The organism is Geoglobus acetivorans (genome assembly GCF_000789255.1).
Lineage (GTDB): Archaea > Halobacteriota > Archaeoglobi > Archaeoglobales > Archaeoglobaceae > Geoglobus > Geoglobus acetivorans_B.
The window spans coordinates 1676793-1696754 of the sequence record NZ_CP009552.1 but is presented as its reverse complement, the minus strand read 5'-3'; the positions used below and the strand labels follow the sequence as shown (position 1 = coordinate 1696754).

The following is a 19962-nucleotide window of genomic DNA, read 5'->3' as shown; positions in this document are numbered from 1 at the left end:
GGAGGTTCACCCAAACCATAATTTCGATTTTACAGCCATGATGCTGACCCGGAGCAAAAAATCCACAAAATTCGGTGGAGAGCGTTTGAGCATTGCGGGGATCGTCCAACGGGGATATCTGAAATCAAACAGAAACGAGTTCAAAAACCATCAGGTTCCACTCTCCGTGCCAGCTGTTCAAATAAAAATATTTAAAAATCCGGGAATCAGAACAGCTCGTTCAGATGAATGAGATGCTTTCCAAGCTTTCCACCATAGTTTCCTGCTGTGATCTTCACGACTCCGGGTATCCTCGTTGCAGCTTCAATTCCAACCCTCGTTGCTTCCTTGATTGCCTCCACGCTGATTCCGTTTATGACGATCTCGTAAATCGCTTTAACGCCCTCAGGCACATGGGTTTCCGGAACCTGATCCCTTATGCTCGGTGCAAATCTCTCGTTGGTGGTCGCGTTCAAAAACTTGTACTTGTTTGCCCCAACCTTGGAACCTGAAGCCACTATTCCCCCAGGGAAGGGTGTGATAACTCCCTCAACATCCGCAATGGCCTGAACAGCTGCCTTTGCAGCAGCAAGAGCTGAAGGCTGGGTCTCACCCATTATGAAAAAGTTTCCCCCTGCAATTCCGTTAACGTAACCTATGTCATTTTCAATGAGGAAGTCACCTTCCATCATCGGGATTGCCCACATCTTCCTTCCGCCAACATCCAACTGCTTTTCGAAGCCATCTGCAAAGAACCTGAGCTTGTTGCCGGTGTCAAACTTCTCCTCAGCATCAGGCAGGCCATTGAACACTGCTGTTGTTGGTGCTGTCAGGACGCACTGGCCGAGTCTTGCAAGCAACTGCTGCTCGAGGCCCTTCTTGCTCATGTGGCAGATCTGGATGTAGTAACCCGGTCTCCCGTCCGGGGTCTCAGACGGCAGAGCCCTCTTCTCGATTCCCGCCTCAGCAGGACACATGATTACGGAAGTTCCGAAACCGGTTGCCTCGTTTGCAGCCACGTGAGCCCAGTCGTAGTCGTAGGCAGTTATCAAGACCCTTGCGATTTTTATATCAAAAGCCTCTGCAAAAGTCTCCTCAACCTCAACTCCGTTCACCTTCATTAAAACCACCGCAATGCGTTTGACAAAAAACAATATTAATCTTTTGAAATTTTTCGCCGATTCTCTGTTTAACGAAAGACATATTAAAATATAAAGTTTAGAAACTTTCAATGAACATTTCAACCATACCCACAATCTCCATCCTGGCAGCCTACTTCTTCACGGTACTGATACTTAACAGCAGGAGAGAGAGAGGCTGCTCAATCCGGAGGTCTGGAAATTCGTAACCACGTACTTTCTCCTCACTTCCTCAGTATTTCTGGTAATAATCCTCTCGGAATTTCTGGAGCTTGTCGAAGAGTTTGGCCTGATCCACTTGGATATAGACAGGATAACCCTGCTTGTCTACATCCTGCTGGTCGTCCCGGTCTCGATAACAATACACACCTACGGGTGCATTAAACTGCTCAAATTCCTCAATTTTGACGTGGAAAGCGTGAATCTCAACAGGGTTGGTCTTCCGTTGATATATCTCGGCGTCTTCTGGCTCATCTCCGTAGAATCATACCACTTCAGAGGGTCAATCAAATTTATAGCAATGCTGTCTGAGATAATATACATTTTCTCGTTCCCGATAGCCCTTACTCTGATTTACTACACCCTGAAGGAAAAGAAAATCGAGTCAGACATAATACATTCGCCCATACCGTCACTCGATGGGCTTACAGGGATATCCATGTCCCTGGCCACGTTTTCACTTGCCGTGCTGATGAAGCTGGCCGGAGATGAGAATGCTTATGAGATTCTCGAGGGTTTTTCGCTGATACTTTTCGTTTTCTCTGCCGAAATTTTCAGAAGAGCCATCTTCAAGTTCAGAAAAATCGTATGAGATGTTCAAGGCAGGAGAACATATAAAAAACCCTAACAGGCACTGAATCAGTAATGATTTTCGTGAAAACCCAGAGGGGAATGGAATACATTGCCGCACAGAACATAAAAGAGCTTTTAGGTGACGTAAAAATAGAGATAAGGCCAGCCGGATATCTCGGTATACTTGTAGTCCATTCTGACGAACTTGAACAGGTCCGACAGGTTCCAGAGGTTGAAAGAGCAATACCTGTTCTTTTCGAGATTGAGAGCAACCTGGATGAAATCCTCGAAAAAGCAGAAGAAGTCGTAAAGGCAATGGGAGAGTTCGATACCTTCGCCATCAGAGCTACGAGAAGGGGATTAAAGCACAGATTCAGCAGCATGGACATAAGCATTCAGCTTGGAAGGCGGATTCAGGAGATAAGTGGCAGGGATGTCGACCTGAACACACCAGATAAGGCCATTTACGTGGAGGTTGTCAATGAGAGAACATTCATCGGCATCCTTGATGGCGCTGAGGAGAGGAGAAAGTACACTCCAGAAAAGGCAGATAGTCTCAGATTCTTTGAGAAGGTCTCTTTTGTCCAGATGCCATATCTTGAAAACCTGAAGGGAGCGAGAGAGATTGGAGAGAGGATTGGAAGAAACGCACAGTCATTTGAAATAAAGGAGCTGATAATAGCTCCTTACGGATACGTGGATGCTGAAGAGCTGTTTGAATTCCTCAGGGGTGTGAGGAGAGGTAAACTGTCGAGACTCAGCATTCAGAGAAAGAGCTATGCCAGAGAGGTCAGAGAAACAAAAATACTCGTCCACGACCTCTTCCAGACTCTCAGAGATAAAAAACGGAGAAAATACGTTGTCATCGCCACAGACCCCACCGGAAGGCAAATCTCAGACGTGAGAGACGAGCTTAAAAGAGCATTCGAGAGAGCAAACGAAATTGTAATCTTTGCGGGAAGCAGGACTGGGCTTCCAAAAGGAGTCCTGAGACTCGCAGATTTCGTCGTTGATCTCAGCCCATACATAACATTCCCAACAGAGCTTGCCATACCCGTCTCTCTCACAGCATTTCTCGACATTTACGAGGAGATGAAAGCAGATAGGACGAAAAGAGAACGGTAAAATCTGTCCACACATGCCTCAATACAACAGTGCTGCGCCCCAAATGCCTATTGCACATACTCTGGAAAAAACAAATATTGGCTTCATCCAAAACCCAATCATGCACATTTCAGATCTCACCGAGATGCTGATTGATTTCAGAGACAGAAGAGAGTGGAAAAAATACCATACTCCAAAGAATCTCGCACTATCTGTCGCCATAGAAGTTGGAGAGCTTTTAGAGCTTTTTCAATGGAAAAAAGATGATGAAATTCTCAGAGAGCTTGAAAACGATGATTACAGAAGTAGAATTGGCGAAGAAATCAGTGATGTACTCATCTATCTACTCCCTCTCGCACACGAGTGCAGGATTGATGTCGAGAAGGCCATAGTGGACAAAATAAAGAAAAATGAACAAAAATATCCGGAACGGTAAATCTTATAACCGTGCTGGCAAAACAGATACATGGAAAAACTCAGAGAGCTGATTCTCTCAACTCTGAAAAACTACGATAGAGAAAACATAAGAATAGGCACCATAGGGAGCCATTCGGCTCTGAACATTCTCAAAGGCGCCAAAGAGGAGGGTTTCGAAACTGTATGCATAGCCCGGAAAAAGGAGAGCTTCGTTTACCGCAATTTTGGAGTTGCAGATCACATCATAGAGGTGAATGACTTCAGGCAGCTTCTTGATGATGGCATTCAGAAGAAGCTAATCGAAATGAATACAATTTTAATCCCTCACGGCAGCTACAATGCTTACATCGGTAGCCTTTACAGTCTGAAAGTTCCGGTTTTCGGAAACAGAGTCCTCATGGAATGGGAAACTGTTAGAGAGAAACAGAGGGACTGGCTCGTAAATTCTGGACTTAATGTGCCAAAAACCTATCATTCGCCCGATGAGATTGACGGTCTTGCAATTGTGAAGTATCCCGGTGCAAGGGGAGGAAAGGGTTATTTCATCGCCGCATCAAAGGAAGATTTTCTGAGCAAGGCTGATGAACTGGTCAGGAGGGGAATAATATCCAGGGACGACATTAACAAGGCACACATACAGGAATGCGTCCTTGGCGTACCTGTGTACTTCTCCTTCTTTTACTCTCCAGTCAATTCAAGAATTGAGCTTATAGCCATCGACAGAAGGTATGAGTCAAACGTGGATGGTTTCGGCAGGATTCCTGCTGAAGAACAGCTCAAAACAAACCTGATCCCGACATATACGGTTGTGGGGAACATTCCTCTGATTGTAAGGGAAAGCCTGCTTTCCAGAATTTTGCGGGACGGTGAGCAGGTTTACGAGTACTCCAGAAAAATCGCCGAGCCGGGAATGGTGGGACCATTCTGCCTTGAAAGCGTTATCGATGAGAACGGAACCATTTACTATTTCGAGATATCTGCAAGGATAGTTGCAGGAAGCAGCGTGGGGATTCCTGCCTCACCGTACTCATACATCCTCTTCGGAGAGAACATGTATATGGGCAGGAGAATAGCCCGCGAAATAAGAATTGCGGTTGAAAAAGACATGCTTGAAGAATTGATCTTTTAAAGATTCTATTTTTAAATTCAGCACCATAACTGGTGCTGGAAAACCTATTCCCTCACGAGTTTAGGGTCCTTTCCAGACAGATCGACGTAAAAGCCAAGACCCTCCAGATACTCGTAGCTTCTCCTCCCTTTTCCGTGGAGGATGAGTTCGAGCAGATCATCTTCCTCATCAATATCGACGCTTGCAAAAAAGGAGTCAAAAATTCTGCATTCAAGCCTCAATTTTCCGCATATATCGATATGCTTGAAAAAACTTCCATAATGATAAGAGGTGTAAAACCGCCTGTTTCTTGCGAGAAGCATGTTTGTCCCGCCCTTTCTTCCCGGAGCCAGGACAACATCGCCATCCATTTCGATAAAACGTTCAACCGTTTTTTCGGTCAAAAGGGCGAGGTCGGACATGACAATAGCAGCATCACCCTGTTTAATCCGGGACGTTACAGCTTCGTCAAGGCTTCTCCTATCAATTTCGTGCTTTATTCCTTCAAGAAGCCTGCTTGCAGAGCTTGAGACTACAGTGCAATCCCCACATGCATCAATAACATCAAGCAGCATTAAATATGCAAGCTTTTTCCTTTCTTCAGGTGAAAGCACACCCGACAGCCTCGATTTTGGATTTTCGGGCTTAAAGGGAATGTAAATCCTCATTGTGGTGAGTGAACTGGACAGATTAATAAATCTGATGATTTATCACAGCAATCTGAAAAACACTGAATAAAGGACCAAGGAGATTATCAGGCATATTTTGTAAAGCAACGATTCCCTTCTTTCCATGCGAAAGTTTGAGGTCAGAATTACCAGATACACTGAAAATGCGAGCATAAAAACAGGATCATGATACATAAGGTAAAACAGCACCGAAAGCACAAGTCCAAGTGCCGAAAAAAGGGCCACAGCGGAATAAAACCCCTTTGCAAACGAAGTGCCTTCAAAAGCACCTTTTTCTTCAATCTGGAGTTTTTCAGCAGTCTTTAAGTCCTCTTTTCTGAATTCAGGAAAAAACACGCCAGTATGTCCGCAAGAGTTGCATCTGTATGTGTTCAGTGCCCCAAAAGCAACAGCTGCGGGATTGTACAGGTCTGGCTCAACATCACTGCTGAGACATCTGGGGCAAACCCTCGCGTATTCATCCATCACTGTAATTTTCCCATGAAAATGGATATGTCTTTCGCCGTGCATTTCGCAAATAATTTATTTAAATTCTATAAAGTCTTTGCATGGACCTCATCTGCAGATTCGTGTTCATGGACGGGAAAGAAATCGGAGAGAGCATCGATGTCTATGGCGATCATCTGATAATAAAAAGCTCGGATAAGTTCTTTGGAGTCCCGCTGTCTGCTGTAAAAGAGGACGGTGATGGCCTGGTGCTCGAAGAATTCGACGAAGAAAGAGCAAAGGAGATTGGGGAAAAGTGGATGGTGGAAAAGTCCAAACCAGTGAGTTTAGAAGAGCTTGAGAAGTATGGATTCGGAGAGGAGTGAGTACAAGCAGGTAATCGTCGTAAGAGAAGATTTGCAGCTATCGAAAGGAAAGCTGGCAGTTCAGGTAGCCCATGCGGCCATTCTGGGTTATGAAATTTCAGAGAGAGCAACCAGAGAAAAGTGGAAGCTTGAAGGACAGAAAAAGATTGTTCTGAAGGTTAAAAATCTCGAGAATCTTATGAGGATATTTGACATGGCCAGAAAAAATGGTTTGCCGACTGCTTACGTGAAGGATGCGGGTCTCACCGAAATTCCACCAGGAACAATAACCGCCGTTGTTGTCGGCCCCGAAAGGAGCGACAGGATCGATAAAATCACGGGGAGTCTCCCGCTTCTAAAATAGCTCTGATCTGCCTGAAAGCATCGCCAGCCCGCTGCCTTATGGACAGATCTGCAAGGTCTGAAAGAGGGGTTATTTCTGGATTCACCTCAATGACTGTTTTTCCAGCTTTTTTTGCGTAATACGGGAGCTGTGCAGCTGGATAAACCACTGCTGAGGTGCCGATTACGATGACGCTGTTCTGACTGCACAGCTCGACTGCGAGATTGAGTGCTTCAGCAGGTAAAGGCTCTCCAAACCACACGACGTTCGGCCTCATCAATGCTCCGCAGCCACACAGAGGCGGAATCGTTTCCGGGGCCTTTTCCAGTCTCCCAACCCTGCCACACCCCGTACACCTTACCTCATCAATCCTGCCATGAAGATGGATGACATTCCTGCTTCCCGCCCTTTCGTGCAGATTGTCCACGTTCTGGGTTACGATGGCTTTCAGCAGACCCTTTCTCTCGAGAAGTGCCAGAGCAATATGTGCGTCATTGGGCTCTGCGTTGAACACGAGATTCATCCTCCATGCGTACCATTTCCACACAAGCACGGGGTCTTTTCTGAACGCCTCTGGAGTCGCAAGTTCTTCAGGCCGGTATTTATTCCAGAGGCCGTCCTTCCCCCTGAACGTCGGTATCCCGCTGTCCGCAGATATGCCTGCACCCGTTAGGGCCACAAGCTCACCATTGCAGGATTTTATGAGTTCCAGCAACCCCTCCACTGTGTTTTCAACATGCATACTCTCACCTTTCAGCCTGGAAAAATTAAAAGTTTATTCCAGACCCAGCCACTACTGACTTTCGATTTTGGTTTGGCACCAGTAACTCAACGATCCGCGAAAAATTCTGCCAGGAGTACAATCATCTGCGTATCAAACTATCAGCCCCAGTAGCATAGAGATCAACCCGACAAACAGAATGATTTCAACAATACCGGGTTTGGAGAATATTGAGTCCTTCCTGTACTGGCCGCTGGCTTCTTTCACTGGCTTTGGCATGAGCATTACGTAACAGGCAATAAACGCAGCTGTACCACTTGCAAAAGCTTTGAGCGTTCCATATCCCCTAACTTTTGCGATTATGCATAAATAGCGGCAAGCGTAACTGAGACCACCCAGTCTGAGCATGATCTTTCGCTTCATACCCCTCTCAAGCAAAAAATATGGAAAACATGTTAAATTTTTGGATAATCTAACCAAGGCTCTACCCCCATCCTCAAAACCTCATCAACACAGTCCCAATTCCAAAAATGCCCGTACCAATCGCAACGGTGACCAGAAGGAAATCACTGACTCCTGCAAGATGCATCATAGAAGCAACAGAAGATCCCAATAGAGTTCCCATCAACAGTACTGACTGTTTCGACCTTGTTTTAATTATCTCAGAAAGATTCCAGAATGCCAGAATGAATGTCAGCACAATTAAGGCATAAATAAAAAATAGCATAGATGATCTGTCACCTCCTCTTTTCAGCCAATTACAATCCCAAGACCTACACCGGTGACTGCACATCCTGCCAGTGCAAGTGTGGAAAGAGATTCCATACCAGCGACCGCTACAATTCCTGCACCAAGTCCAGCAACACCAGATCCTACTGTTGCAAGCCCACCTGTCAATGACGGAAGATCGCCATTTCTGTATCCATACACAGCAAGTGCAATCCCCGCATCAGAGGTTGTCAGTGGCGTTATTGCTAACCCGACCATCGCCAGAACCACCCCAAACATCCATCCGCCATATTACTTTCCCGTTCCAGTTCTTCACAGCATACGTCCTGCCTGCTTCCTTAATTTAATCTACCTATGCTCTGTAATTGCAATATATGTGTTTTTTTCTTTTATTAAATTAATTCAGATTTCTTCTATGATTCTGAACTTGCCCAGAAATATTGAACCGGTTAAAGCACCCTCTGGGATATGCGCCTGTAATGCTCAAACAGGTCCCTTCCAAATCTGGTCGCTGATTTGTCATTTGAAATCAACAGCCTCCAGAAATCGAAGTCTCCCGATCTCCGATAAAATCCGGCCGAAAAGAAAGTGTCTGTGACTATGAGAGATATACATGGATGTTTATCAGCCAGATACACGCGAAATTTGCCGGTATGTTCTTCGACATGGTCATACTTTTCCACAAGCTTCCACACATCTTCCGTTACGATGATCTCAAGAAGGTCAACCTTACTTACGACCTCCCTGAAGACAGTAGGATAATCTGGATAGAGTATGGGGACTATCCCCCTTACCTCCTTCGAGCGCAGGATCTGGCCCAATACAATCCTGTGGGGCCTCAGAACATCCGTATTTTGCGATTCCACAACATCAAATTCACCAAGTTCGTCCAACCTGAGAACGAAGTCCTCTGGAAGTTCTATTCTGTGATCGGGAAATTTGTCCATAAGGTTGTGGAATCTGTCAAGACATCTGTGAAATTTTCTAATCATTTTCAGGTACGTTATGCCCAGTTGGGTGAGTTCGTACCTATGTATTCTCCTTTCAATCAGATTTGCTCTTTTCAGCTTCTGAATTGTGTAGTGTAAAGTCGATCTCGGGTAGCATTTTTTCAGGTCCGAAATTTCCTCCCTCTCAATCGCTTCGAGAATCTCCAACACTCTATCATTTGCTGCGAAATCGAGAATCCTGGAGACCTCTGAACACATCATCTTTCGGTAAAAACTGTCTGCAGAATTTATATTTTATTGTTGTTCAAAGATGCTGGATTGGTGAAAAAGTTTTCTACTTTTTAAATAGAAAAATTTAAATTTCACCAACATTTATTTGGAAGACTCAGAACATCCCACAAACCTTCAACCAATCTTTATAAGTCCAAACAAGAAAAGCAGTAAAAGAAAGAAAACTTCCGACTCCATTCCCAGCACCAAAATCTGAATCCCTCCAAAAACTGCTCCATCACATAACAATCCCAAAAGCTTTTTTAGTGAGTCGTATCTACCTGCTTTCACAAAGTTTGAAAGAACTGTATTATCGATTAAAACCATTTGTCGAATTCAGCATTGCTTCTGCGATTTTCAGCGTTACGTTCGCCTCTATCCACGCTGCGATTACGATTAATATTATGGAGATTAACGCAAAGGTCAGGTATTCTTTTATGTCTTCTTTTGTTAGAATCGTTTCTTTCTTGCCAGCCAAATACCTTACAATTTCATATGGGATTTTGAAGCCGGCAGCTCCGGCTATGATTATTGCCGGAATTTCGAAGATGCCGTGTGGTAAGATCAGCAACAGAAATTGATCAATTCTAAAGGCTTTTATGTAAACTGCAAAAATGACCCCAAACATGTATCCATTCGAAAAAATATTAGTAAAGGTAGGAATCCCGAAGATGAAACCGCCAAGAATTAAAGTCATTATCATAGTTAAATTATTTGACAAAATTAAAAACATATTTATTTTATTTATAGGTAAAAAAGAATATTCCGACAACTTTGGAAACTTACTTCATTAAATTCAAAAAAGCAAGTAGAAATAAGAAATCCAGAAATATAAATTATTAACGCTAAAATTATAACTGTCACTCTTATTCCGTTCATATTCGTGAGACTCTTTTAAGACCGATGTTGGTTGATATAATCACCATGATAACTGCAGAGGCTATTCCGGTCAGATTTGCAGATGTTAATTTGTAAGGTGTCAGGAAATTAACAATAACTCCCAAAATAATTCCCAATTTAAGTATTACCCATAACAGAGCCAACGCAAACAAGATATCTCGGTTATGCTTATTCTGATTTTTAGCGATTTTGTATAACATATATTCCGGAAAGAAAATAAAATTTTTCATCATGCAACACCTCAACTGCTGCTATTGCCTATAAAAAATTTTTAATTTATAAAGCTATCCCAAGACCTACAGCAAACGCAGTTCCACCAGTTGCAACACCAAGTCCAAGCAGTCCTAAGTACACCCCGGCACCAACAGCTCCTGCATTAAATCCATTCCAAGCTCCACTTACTACAGCTTGCTCCCAGCTATTTGAACTTACACCTGCTTGTAATCCCCCAATAACTGCTCCCACGTCCCCAACATTCAAAGGCACCATCACCAACCCAGCCATCGCCAACACTATTCCAACCGCCAACCACTTGACTATTTCTTCATTCCAGTTTCTCACAGCATACATCCTTCTCCACCCCCATTCCGGCAATGCTTATTTCGTAACATTCTGTTATATAAATTTATCTTTTCTAAATTTTATATAACTCTCCAAAAATCTTAAATCTTTTCAATCATTTTGAGTGCGTTCAAAACTTTTGAATCAGTTCGAAATTTTTAAACCTTCAAAATGAGAAAAATTTATATGTTGATGCAGTGGCCATGCGATATGAGGCTGATTACAGATCCAGACAGGTTCTTTGAAGACCTGAAGAACAGGGACATCAACCTGAAAAGACCTCTGGCAGTGGTGTCTGCCCTCTCAATCCTGGTTTCAGCATATCAGTACTTGCTCATGTCAAAGCTTGCACAGGCAATTCCTGAAGATCTGGCCACATTTTTCGTAGCTGGAGCATACATAGGGATAATCGGTTCGTTTACTGGAATGTTTGCAGTCTGGGTAATTATGGCGATAGTTATGCACGGATTATCGGCATTCTTCGGCGGCAAGGGTTCATTCAGGAGGACTTTCGAGTTCATCGGCTACGGATTCTTACCTTCGCTGGTGGGTTCGTTGATAACAGTCCCAGTGTCGGCATATTACCTGATGAACGCAGAGATTCCAAAGATAGACCTTGCTCAGCTTCAAAATCCCGATGCAGTGGGGGACATAATACTTTCATTTATACCCAGAGATGTCGTTTACTCAAACCTGATAATCAACCTTGCAGTAACCGTCTGGGGACTGGTAATCTGGACGTTCGCAGTAAAGCACGCACGAGGGGTTGAACTGAGAAAAGCTTTCATCTGTGCTTTGATTCCGACTGTGTTGTTTGGCATTTATCAGATATGGAACCTTACAAAACTGCTGTGATCTCAGCACAATTCTTTAATATTAAATTTATCAGAATAAATCGAGTGATGATATCCAAAAAAATCCATCCAGAACCGCTCTCCCGGAGAGGAAGGTTTTTTGCCGGGTTGATACTTCTCGGTTTTGCAGGAATCTGGATTCTTGCAATATATGCGTATCAAACTCTGCCCGATACTATTCCCACCCACTTCAACTTCGGGGGCAAACCAGATAGCTACGGAGACAAAAGTACCTGGCTGATTTTGCCCGCTGCATTTAGCATTGCCCCTCTAATGTTCCTCCTTATCGCGAAATACAGATTTACCATCATCAACAACCATCCGTACCTAATTAATCTACCAGCATTCTTCATGATTATGGATCGAATTCCTGTAGAAAAAAGAGCGTGGTGGGTAAACAAATATTTCGAGGTTCTGCTGGGCCTTGGTGCTGTTATGACATTCTACTTTTTTGCAATCGAGTATGGTATCTATGCAGGAACTGTTGCAGGTGCAATGCCAGAATGGTTTTTGCCTGTAACTTTAGGAGCCATACCAGTACTGATTCTTGGCTTCATGGCCTTTCTTAAGAAGCTTTCCGCTGAAATTGCAGAAGAGACCAAAATCTAATGAAATACATGAGCGTAAAACTGAAACTTTCTCCGTCAAATTTTTAACCTGCATTTCCGTATTTTCAGGGAATGACTGACGCAGCACTGAGAGAGATTGCCCTCGAAATTGCAAAAGTCGGGAGAGTGGACAAGAGGGAGATAGCCAGGATCAAGAAGAAGGTTGCCAAAAAGTACTCACTCTCAACGATTCCTTCTGATGCAGATGTTCTGAAAGCCATTAGAGGTGAGCCGCTTTACGAAAAGCTGAGGGAGATTCTCAGGCTGAAACCCGTGAGAACGATAAGCGGTGTTGCTGTTGTGAGCGTGATGACCTCTCCCGCCCCTTGCCCGCATGGGAAGTGCATCCCCTGTCCAGGAGGCGTGGAATTCAACACCCCCCAGAGCTACATTGGATTTGAGCCTGCTGCACAGAGAGGCAGGCAGCATGACTATGATTCTTTCAGACAGGTAACATCAAGGCTGAGTGAGCTTAAGGAGATCGGCCACGACGTGGATAAGGTCGAGATTATCGTCATGGGCGGCACGTTCCCGGCAAGAGAGGAAGAGTACAAACGAAAGTTCATTCTCGGAATTTTCTCAGCTTTGAACAGCTTTGAAGGCGAGAAAAAGCTCTACAGCGACCTTGAACAGGCAAAGAAAGATAACGAGAGGTCAAAGGCGAGATGTGTCGGCATGACGTTCGAAACGAGGCCAGATTACGCTAAAGAGGAACATATTATCGAGATGCTCAGGTTTGGCGGGACAAAGGTGGAGCTTGGGGTGCAGAGCGTTTATGACGACGTGCTTGAAAAAATTCAGAGAGGGCATACTGTTCGGGATGTTGCAGAAGCGACGAAGAGATTGAGAGATTCGGCATTCAAGGTCGGATATCACATCATGCCCGGTCTGCCGGGTTCCGACTTTGAGAGAGATCTGAAAATGTTCAGAATTCTTTTCGAAAATCCCGATTTCAGGCCAGACTATCTGAAGATCTATCCAACCCTTGTCGTCAGGGGCACCCAGCTCTACGAGATGTATGAAAAGGGCGAATACACACCATACACCACCGAAGAGGTCGTGGAGCTTGTAGCAAGGGCAAAGAAGTACATACCCGAATACGTAAGGATTCAGCGTATTCAGAGAGATATTCCCGTTGACCGGGCAATCGGGCTGGACAAGGGAAACATCAGGCAGCTAATCCACGAGAGGTTGAGGGAGCTTGGATATTCATGCAGGTGCATAAGGTGCAGGGAAGCAGGACACAGGCTGAAGGAATACATGGAAAAAGACTTCGAGGAGGTAGTGAGAAAGTATGAGGCGAATAACGGGAAGGAATTCTTAATTTCATTCGAGGATTCGTCCCGGGAAATTCTTGTCGGGTTCATAAGACTCAGATTCCCGGACGAACCATTCATACAGGAACTTTATAATACTGCCCTGATCAGAGAGCTGCACGTCTACGGAAAAGCCGTTGGGATTGGAGACAGGGACGAGAAAGCTTTCCAGCACAGAGGCTTTGGAGAGAGGTTGCTGAGCCTGGCAGAGGAAATAGCCGGAGAACACTACGACAGGATAGCAGTTATAAGTGGTGTGGGTGTAAGAGAGTATTACAGAAAACATGGATACAGAAAGGAATTCGAATACATGGTGAAAAAACTTTAAGGAGCGGAGGTATTGTGAGAGAAGACATACTGTTACTGGTTAAAAAAATTTTTGAAGGCTCGCAGGAAGCGAGAAAAATTGTTTCGGAACACGCATACACCACTCCGGTTGAATACAGCCATGAACTCAGTAGGCTGACCGGAGGAAAAATTCACCTCAAACTTGAAAACCTTCAGAAGACTGGAAGCTTCAAAATACGGGGTGCCCTTTACAAGGTCAGCAGGCTTGCAGGAAGCGTCTCAGGCATTGTGACAGCATCAGCCGGAAACCACGCACAGGGCGTGGCATACGCATCCTCCGTTTTTGGTCTTCCGTGCATAGTGGTGATGCCGGAATCTGCAAGCATAACAAAAATCGAAGCAGTGAAAAATTTCGGCGCTGAGGTGATACTGCACGGAAAAATATACGATGATTCCGAGCAGAAAGCAATCGAGATAGCTGAAGAGAGAGAATATGCGTTCATCCATCCATTTGATGATCCGGATGTGATTTCAGGACAGGGAACCATAGCCTGGGAAATGGTCGAACAGATAAGTAAAATAGACACTGTAATCGTCCCATTGGGAGGTGGGGGACTCATATCTGGCATTTCGACAGTGATGAAGAATCTCACAGACAGTGTGGAGATTATTGGCGTGGAACCTGAAAACGTACCCAAATTTGCAGAGTCCCTGAAGCTTGGCAGAATTGCGGTTACAGAGGTGAAACCAACAATAGCCGATGGTCTTGCCACAAAGAGACCTGGCAAAAACACGTTCATGGTCGTGAGATCCCTTGTAGATGAAATAGTAACGGTGAATGAAGACGAAATTGCGAGAGCCATCCACTATCTCCTCGAAAAAGAGAAGGTTCTTGCCGAGGGTGCCGGCGCTGCTGGAGTTGCGGCCCTTCTCGGAAACAAAGTAGATGTCAGAGGAAAAAATGTGGCAGTGGTCATCTCAGGAGGAAACATAGACCTCACCGCAATTTACAAGCTGATTATCAGAGCGCTTGCCAATTCAGGCAAGCTTGCCGTCATATATGGATTCGTTCCCGACTCTCCCGGAAATCTCAGCGAGGTTACGGGGATAATAGCAAGACACAGGGGTAACATCATAGATGTGATCCACCACAGAGAGGATCTGCGGGCCCCGGCATGGCACACAGCACTGAAAATAGTTTTCGAGGTGGAATCGTCTCAGGTGGTGGAAAAAATCCTTGCTGAACTGGAAAGCAGGGGATATCGCTTCGAAAAAATGTGACCCCTCCGGAAGACACGAATCAATTCCCCTCAGTTCGCTGGATTAGATTTTTAAACAAAAGAAGTTAGATTTACTTCATGCGAAAAATAGCAGCTATCGCAGTAGTTGCGGTGTTGATGTTCACCTTTGCAGTGTACGCAGCAATGAACCTTCCGCCCTCACCTTCGCCCATCCTGAAAGATAACTACAGGATAATATTCTTCCACCTGCCATCGGCCATAGGATCCTTTTTTGCGTTCACGGTAACAATGGCTGCCTCGATCATGTATCTCATCAGACGGGATTACAGGTACGATTTGATCGCCAAAAACTTTGCCGTTGCGGGCTTTTATCTCATCACTGCCGCACTCATAAGCGGGAGTATCTGGGCCAACGTCGCATGGGGATCATTCTGGAACTGGGATCCAAGGGAGACGGCAGTCCTGATAACATGGTTCGTTTACGCAGCGTATCATGCCCTGAGGCAGAGCATAGATGCGCCCGACGACAGGGCAAGAATCTCAGCCATATACTCAATCTTCGCCTACGTAACGATTCCATTCAGCTACTTCAGCTCGCAGATCTTCTTTTCCCTGCACCCCAAGGTCGAAAGCATCAGTCTCGAAATAGGAATGCCGCTGGGAATTGCAATAACCTCGTTCATACTTCTTGTTGTTGCTTACGCCGCAATAAATTACAGGCTTGATAGATTTGAGGAGGTGATCTTGAATGAGTGATTTTACCGCCGTTTTTCTTGCCTCAACCGTAGTCATGCTGGTGGTCCTGGCGATGTTTCTGCTGACCCTCAAAAAGGCAATGGATATCGAGAAGATGCTGAAATAACACATTCCATTTTTAAACTGATGAAATATTTATAACCGTGCGAGGTTATTACGTCTTATGCGTTTTGAAATAACCGCAAAGGATGCTATGGGCAGAGTCGGGAAGCTCCACACCCCCCACGGGGTTGTCGAGACTCCCGCTTTAATGCCGGTTATAAACCCCAACATCAGGTTCATTCCGCCAGCAGACATGAAAAGATACGGTGCCGAGATTCTCATCACGAACTCATACATCATATACAGAAGCAGAAAGCTCAGGGAAACCGCTCTGGAAAAAGGGCTGCATGGACTTCTCGGTGTGGACATCCCCGTGATGACAGACAGTGGAAGCTTCCAGCTAATGGTGTACGGCGATGTGGAGATAACCAATTCCGAAATCGTGCAATTCCAGAATGAGATAAAGAGCGATATTGTAACCCCCCTCGACATTCCCACTCCTCCGGACGCTGAATACAGTACTGCCATGAGCGACCTTGAGGAGACGCTGAGGAGGGAGAGAGAGGCAGAGGAGATCCATGAGAGCTACGGACACGAAAATCTGCTCTCAATTCCCGTACAGGGTTCAACGCACATCGAACTCAGAAAGCTTTCTGCCATGGAAGCGAACGGGATAAACGGAGACGTTTTCGCAATAGGCGCTGTCGTTCCACTTCTCGACTCATACAGGTTCGCAGATGTGGCAAGAATCGTTCTCACCAGCAAGTCCATCTTAACTCCAACAAAACCCGTCCACCTATTTGGTGCCGGGCATCCGATGATATTTGCGCTGTTCACGGCTATGGGGATTGATCTATTCGATTCAGCCGCCTATGCACTATTTGCAAAGGACGATCGATACCTCACCCCCTACGGGACCCTGAAACTCGAGGAAATTCAGTACTTCCCCTGTTCATGTCCTGTATGCCTCAACCACACTCCTGAAGAACTCAGGAAAATGAACAAGAACGAGAGGGCATACCTCATAGCGGAACACAACCTTTACACAAGCTTTGAAGAGATAAGAAGGGTCAAGCAGGCAATAAAGAGCAATGAACTTTTCGAACTTGTGGAGCGCAGAATAAGGGCACACCCCTATCTGATTCAGGCGTGGAGAGAGATCAGGAACCATCTCGAGTTGCTGGAGAGACATGACCCCTCTGCAAAAAAGGTGTTCTTTTACCTGGGAAGAGAGAGCGCTTTCAGGCCTGCTGTAAAGAGACACCAGGAACGGGTCCTGCAGGTTGAAATCGAAAAAGATGAAATCGTGATTTCCTCAGACACAGGCATTCCGGCAGATTTTTACCTGAGACCCGTATTTGGAGTTGTGCCTGCGGAGCTCATGGAGAGCTATCCCGCTGGACATGCCGAGACGTATGACGATCTCGAAGATGAAGCATATATCGTGGCAGCAGAGGGATTGAAAAAATTCATGGATGCCAACAGGGATAAAAAGATCAGGCTTGTTGTTGACGATAAATGGAGGAGATACCTGAATGAGATTCAGGATTGAAAAACAGGACGGCTTTGCAAGGCTCGGGAAAATTGGGGAGTACACAACTCCCCACCTTATAGACATCAGAGATGAGGATGAAGTTGAATTTTTTGAAGCCCTTACAGAAAGGAGACCTCCTGAGGCCGTCAGAAGAATTCTTCCAGAAACTTACAAAGCATTTCTAAAAAGCGGGATGATCAGAAAGGCCGTTACAGGCAATGAGCTTCCGAAAGATAAAATTGAAATTATTCTCGAAGCGGGAAAAGGCGCCAAGCCGCTCTATGTTCCAGCCATCGCACTTCCCTGGAATGCTGCATTACTCATCTATGCCGGAGCAGACATCCTGGATAACGCACTTTCCCTGAAAAAAGCTTATGAGGGGATTTATCTAACAGAAGCGGGAGAATTAAAGATAGAAAGCTTGAAAGAGCTGCCATGCAGCTGCGAAGCATGCATGAACAGAGAGCAGTACAGAAACGATTTTGAGTTTCTCTCCGAGCATAACACGCTGATCCTCCAGAAGGAGGTCAAGCTCGCCAGAACTGCGTTGAGAAATGAATCGCTGAGAGAGCTCGCTGAGATGAGGGTGAAAGCCAGTCCCGAAACCACGTCAATGCTGAGAATTTTCGACAGAGTTTCGGACATCCCATTTGCGAGGTTCAGGAAATCCTCCGTGTACCCCAACTCCGAGGACTCATTTTTCAGGCCTGATTTCAGGTATTACTTTGAGAGGCTTTACGAGACCTACGATCCGAAGTCACATATAGCCCTGCTTCTACCCTGCTCTGCAAGAAAGCCGTACATGCTTTCAAAGTCCCACAGGAGAATCAGAAGCGCTCTCGGTTCAGCCCTGAAAGGAGTAAATGAGGTAATAATCTCATCCCCTTTCATTTCACCAAGGGAATTCGAGCTCCTATACCCAATAGCATTTTACGACACCCCCACAACGGGGGTATGGAGCGACTGGGAGGTCGATTTTGTTGCCGAAAAGCTGGCAGGGCTGCTAAATCGCTTTGAAAGGGTTGTTGCATATCTCCACGGCGGATACAGAAAGGTAGCTGAAAAAGCGGGAGATATGGCCGGAAAGGACATCAAATTCTTTGAAGACCTGAAGGACCTCAGGAGGGTGCTCGATAATGAAGAGAAGGAGAACTTCGACCTGTACAAGGAGATTTTCAGACACATGACGAGATACCAGTTCGGCGTAGAGTTCGAAATCGACAGGGTGAGGGGCAGATATCCCGAACTCGAGTTCCTCCGGGGTGAGAGGGTAGCGAGAATTGACCCGAGGTACGGAAATCTGGACATCTACGCTCCCCTTGCGACCTATCTGAAAGAGGCCGGCAGTTACACGGTGGAAATAGCCGAATTTGAGGTAAAGGGAACCATCTTCTCCCAGGGGGTGCTGAATGCTGACGAAAAAATCAGGCCAAACGATGTGGTGGTGTATTACAACAGCATAACCACGGGTGTTGGCCAGGCAGTTATCCCCGGAAAATATATGGGTGAGGTCGACGGTAGAGCCATAACAAGCAGGAGGAAGATAAAATGAAGTACTATGAGATCAGAGAGATTAAAACCTATTCTCTTCAGCTCAGTCTTGAGGATGGGAAAATAGAGAGGCCGAGAGCCGTTAAGGAGCATGGAAAGGCGTTCAGAATCCTTAAAAATGGTTTCTGGGGGTACTTCACCGGAAACGTTGAGGATGAGGAGGGTCTCCGCAGGGCTGAAAGGTGCGCAGTGGGAACAGGGGACGCTGACGTGGATGACAGGCCTTTTGAGGGCAGGTTTGTCCTCAAGCCTGAAAGAGATTTTGAAGAGATTGCGTTGGAGGACAAGATTGCATTCCTGAGAGAGCTCGAAAGCATGATCAGGGCAGAAGGAATTGTAAGCACGAGGGTGGTGTATATCGAGAGCGTGAGGGAGGTCAGGATTACCAGCTCAAACGGAGGAGACGTTTACTACAGGGTGCCGAGATGCGGGGTGGTGATGCAGGCGTTTGCGAAAGGTAAAACGCTGCAGTACCACTCAGAAAGAGAGCTATCGGTTGGAGGGTTTGAAATTGCCGAAAGAGCAATAGAAAAGGCCGAAAAAGTTGCTGAGATTGCTGTAAAACTCTCAAACGCTGACTCGCCCCCTGCAGGAAGAATGAACGTGATAATGGACCCGTCCCTTACCGGTGTTTTCATACATGAAGCCTTCGGACATGCTGTCGAGGGAGATCATGTTCTCCAGAACGCCACAGTGCTTAGAAACATGATCGGAGAGAGGGTGGCTGATGATAGCGTCAATGTTTACGATGATCCAACGTTGAAAGAATTCGGGTTTTACCCATTTGATGATGAGGGATACCGGGCTGAGAGAACACCCATTATAGAGAACGGTATTCTGAAGAACTACCTCAACTCAAGAGAGAGCGGAAAAAGACTTGGCGGTAGGCCGGGAAACGGAAGGGCAGACGGTCTTGAGCCGCCGATAGTGAGGATGAGCAACACGTTTATTGAGGCAGGAGATTACAGCCTCGAAGAGCTTCTTGATGAGGCAAGAGAGGGTGTGATGCTTTTTGGTTCGAGAGGTGGAGAGACGAACCCGGCGACCGGTTTCTTTCACTTCAACGCCCAGTACGGCTTTCTGATTCACAGGGGAGAGGTTTCAGGAATGGTGAGAGACGTGTCCCTGAGCGGAAACACGCTTGAAATTCTGAGGGAAATCAGGCTTGGAGACGAGATCGTCTTCGATCCGGGATTCTGCGGGAAATCCGGTCAGGCCGTTCCGGTATCAGATGGCGGACCTTACGCACTGGTAAAAGCGTTCGTCGGAGGGGAGTAAC

Annotated in this window: 24 protein-coding genes; 15 read left to right on the top strand and 9 right to left on the bottom strand. The window is 45.7% G+C overall.

Going from position 1 to position 19962, the window contains the following annotated elements:
* Positions 1–206: 206 nt before the first annotated feature.
* Positions 207–1100 (bottom strand): formylmethanofuran--tetrahydromethanopterin N-formyltransferase, encoded by an 894-nt coding sequence (gene fhcD, locus GACE_RS10045; protein WP_048093163.1) that lies wholly within the window; start codon positions 1098–1100, stop codon positions 207–209.
* A gap of 316 nt (positions 1101–1416) precedes the next feature.
* Between fhcD and GACE_RS10040 the strand changes: the two genes are divergently transcribed.
* The 4 genes from GACE_RS10040 (at position 1417) to GACE_RS10025 (ending at position 4560) form a co-directional block, all read left to right on the top strand.
* Positions 1417–1929, top strand: a complete 513-nt coding sequence (locus tag GACE_RS10040) for a hypothetical protein (RefSeq protein WP_048093161.1) — start codon at positions 1417–1419, stop codon at positions 1927–1929.
* A 53-nt stretch (positions 1930–1982) separates the two neighbouring features.
* Complete coding sequence (locus GACE_RS10035) at positions 1983–3035, top strand: SPOUT family RNA methylase (RefSeq protein WP_048093158.1); 1053 nt, start codon at positions 1983–1985, stop codon at positions 3033–3035.
* Positions 3036–3135: 100 nt separating this feature from the next.
* Entirely contained in the window at positions 3136–3450 is a 315-nt protein-coding gene (locus GACE_RS10030; protein ID WP_048093156.1) for a MazG-like family protein, read from the top strand.
* A gap of 30 nt (positions 3451–3480) precedes the next feature.
* Positions 3481–4560 carry a formate--phosphoribosylaminoimidazolecarboxamide ligase gene (locus tag GACE_RS10025; RefSeq protein WP_048093155.1) on the top strand — a complete coding sequence of 360 codons (1080 nt, stop codon included), beginning with the start codon at positions 3481–3483 and terminating at the stop codon, positions 4558–4560.
* Between the two features lie 44 nt (positions 4561–4604).
* Here GACE_RS10025 and cofC read toward each other — a convergent pair whose 3' ends face one another.
* The gene (cofC, locus tag GACE_RS10020) at positions 4605–5207 is read right to left on the bottom strand and encodes a 2-phospho-L-lactate guanylyltransferase (protein WP_048093154.1); all 603 of its coding nucleotides are present in this window, start codon (positions 5205–5207) and stop codon (positions 4605–4607) included.
* A 42-nt stretch (positions 5208–5249) separates the two neighbouring features.
* Complete coding sequence (locus GACE_RS10015) at positions 5250–5693, bottom strand: hypothetical protein (protein WP_148305967.1); 444 nt, start codon at positions 5691–5693, stop codon at positions 5250–5252.
* 83 nt (positions 5694–5776) lie between these two features.
* On the opposite strand from GACE_RS10015, the gene GACE_RS10010 reads away from it, so the two are divergent.
* Together GACE_RS10010 and pth2 are read left to right on the top strand one after the other, a co-directional pair.
* On the top strand, positions 5777–6040 hold the full coding sequence (locus tag GACE_RS10010; protein ID WP_048093152.1) for a DUF5749 family beta-barrel protein: 264 nt from the start codon (positions 5777–5779) through the stop codon (positions 6038–6040).
* Positions 6021–6383 (top strand): peptidyl-tRNA hydrolase Pth2, encoded by a 363-nt coding sequence (gene pth2, locus GACE_RS10005; RefSeq protein WP_048093151.1) that lies wholly within the window; start codon positions 6021–6023, stop codon positions 6381–6383. Before GACE_RS10010 ends, pth2 begins: the two co-directional genes overlap by 20 nt.
* Here the strand turns inward: pth2 and GACE_RS10000 are convergent.
* The 5 genes from GACE_RS10000 to GACE_RS09975 all read right to left on the bottom strand — a co-directional run bounded on the left by GACE_RS10000 (position 6355) and on the right by GACE_RS09975 (position 9729).
* A complete protein-coding gene (locus GACE_RS10000; RefSeq protein ID WP_084063720.1) occupies positions 6355–7104 on the bottom strand; it encodes an NAD-dependent deacylase in 750 nt (249 codons plus the stop codon). The two genes, pth2 and GACE_RS10000, sit on opposite strands and share 29 nt — an antisense overlap.
* 132 nt (positions 7105–7236) lie before the next feature.
* Complete coding sequence (locus GACE_RS09995) at positions 7237–7506, bottom strand: hypothetical protein (RefSeq protein ID WP_048093148.1); 270 nt, start codon at positions 7504–7506, stop codon at positions 7237–7239.
* A 327-nt stretch (positions 7507–7833) separates the two neighbouring features.
* On the bottom strand, positions 7834–8091 hold the full coding sequence (locus GACE_RS09985) for a hypothetical protein (RefSeq protein ID WP_048093145.1): 258 nt from the start codon (positions 8089–8091) through the stop codon (positions 7834–7836).
* A 170-nt stretch (positions 8092–8261) separates the two neighbouring features.
* A complete protein-coding gene (locus tag GACE_RS09980; RefSeq protein WP_048093144.1) occupies positions 8262–9023 on the bottom strand; it encodes a helix-turn-helix transcriptional regulator in 762 nt (253 codons plus the stop codon).
* Between the two features lie 319 nt (positions 9024–9342).
* Entirely contained in the window at positions 9343–9729 is a 387-nt protein-coding gene (locus GACE_RS09975; RefSeq protein ID WP_318249320.1) for a stage II sporulation protein M, read from the bottom strand.
* On the opposite strand from GACE_RS09975, the gene GACE_RS11960 reads away from it, so the two are divergent.
* On the top strand, positions 9659–9826 hold the full coding sequence (locus GACE_RS11960) for a hypothetical protein (RefSeq protein ID WP_318249325.1): 168 nt from the start codon (positions 9659–9661) through the stop codon (positions 9824–9826). The two genes, GACE_RS09975 and GACE_RS11960, sit on opposite strands and share 71 nt — an antisense overlap.
* A 382-nt stretch (positions 9827–10208) precedes the next feature.
* Here GACE_RS11960 and GACE_RS09965 read toward each other — a convergent pair whose 3' ends face one another.
* Complete coding sequence (locus GACE_RS09965; protein WP_148305966.1) at positions 10209–10502, bottom strand: hypothetical protein; 294 nt, start codon at positions 10500–10502, stop codon at positions 10209–10211.
* Between the two features lie 201 nt (positions 10503–10703).
* Here GACE_RS09965 and GACE_RS09960 point away from each other — a divergent pair, with 201 nt between their 5' ends.
* From GACE_RS09960 to GACE_RS09925, 8 genes are all read left to right on the top strand, one after another.
* Positions 10704–11348, top strand: a complete 645-nt coding sequence (locus tag GACE_RS09960; protein WP_048093136.1) for a Yip1 family protein — start codon at positions 10704–10706, stop codon at positions 11346–11348.
* Positions 11349–11395: 47 nt separating this feature from the next.
* Positions 11396–11956 carry a DUF1648 domain-containing protein gene (locus GACE_RS11285; RefSeq protein WP_158413837.1) on the top strand — a complete coding sequence of 187 codons (561 nt, stop codon included), beginning with the start codon at positions 11396–11398 and terminating at the stop codon, positions 11954–11956.
* A 71-nt stretch (positions 11957–12027) separates the two neighbouring features.
* Positions 12028–13599, top strand: a complete 1572-nt coding sequence (locus tag GACE_RS09950; protein ID WP_048093134.1) for a tRNA uridine(34) 5-carboxymethylaminomethyl modification radical SAM/GNAT enzyme Elp3 — start codon at positions 12028–12030, stop codon at positions 13597–13599.
* Between the two features lie 14 nt (positions 13600–13613).
* On the top strand, positions 13614–14840 hold the full coding sequence (ilvA, locus tag GACE_RS09945) for a threonine ammonia-lyase (protein WP_052400288.1): 1227 nt from the start codon (positions 13614–13616) through the stop codon (positions 14838–14840).
* Positions 14841–14917: 77 nt separating this feature from the next.
* Entirely contained in the window at positions 14918–15556 is a 639-nt protein-coding gene (locus tag GACE_RS09940; RefSeq protein ID WP_048093132.1) for a cytochrome c biogenesis protein CcsA, read from the top strand.
* 163 nt (positions 15557–15719) lie between these two features.
* Entirely contained in the window at positions 15720–17150 is a 1431-nt protein-coding gene (tgtA, locus tag GACE_RS09935; RefSeq protein ID WP_048093130.1) for a tRNA guanosine(15) transglycosylase TgtA, read from the top strand.
* Positions 17134–18684 (top strand): DUF5591 domain-containing protein, encoded by a 1551-nt coding sequence (locus GACE_RS09930; RefSeq protein ID WP_048093128.1) that lies wholly within the window; start codon positions 17134–17136, stop codon positions 18682–18684. Before tgtA ends, GACE_RS09930 begins: the two co-directional genes overlap by 17 nt.
* On the top strand, positions 18681–19961 hold the full coding sequence (locus GACE_RS09925) for a TldD/PmbA family protein (RefSeq protein ID WP_048093127.1): 1281 nt from the start codon (positions 18681–18683) through the stop codon (positions 19959–19961). The genes GACE_RS09930 and GACE_RS09925 overlap by 4 nt, the downstream gene beginning before the upstream one ends.
* Position 19962: the final 1 nt, after the last annotated feature.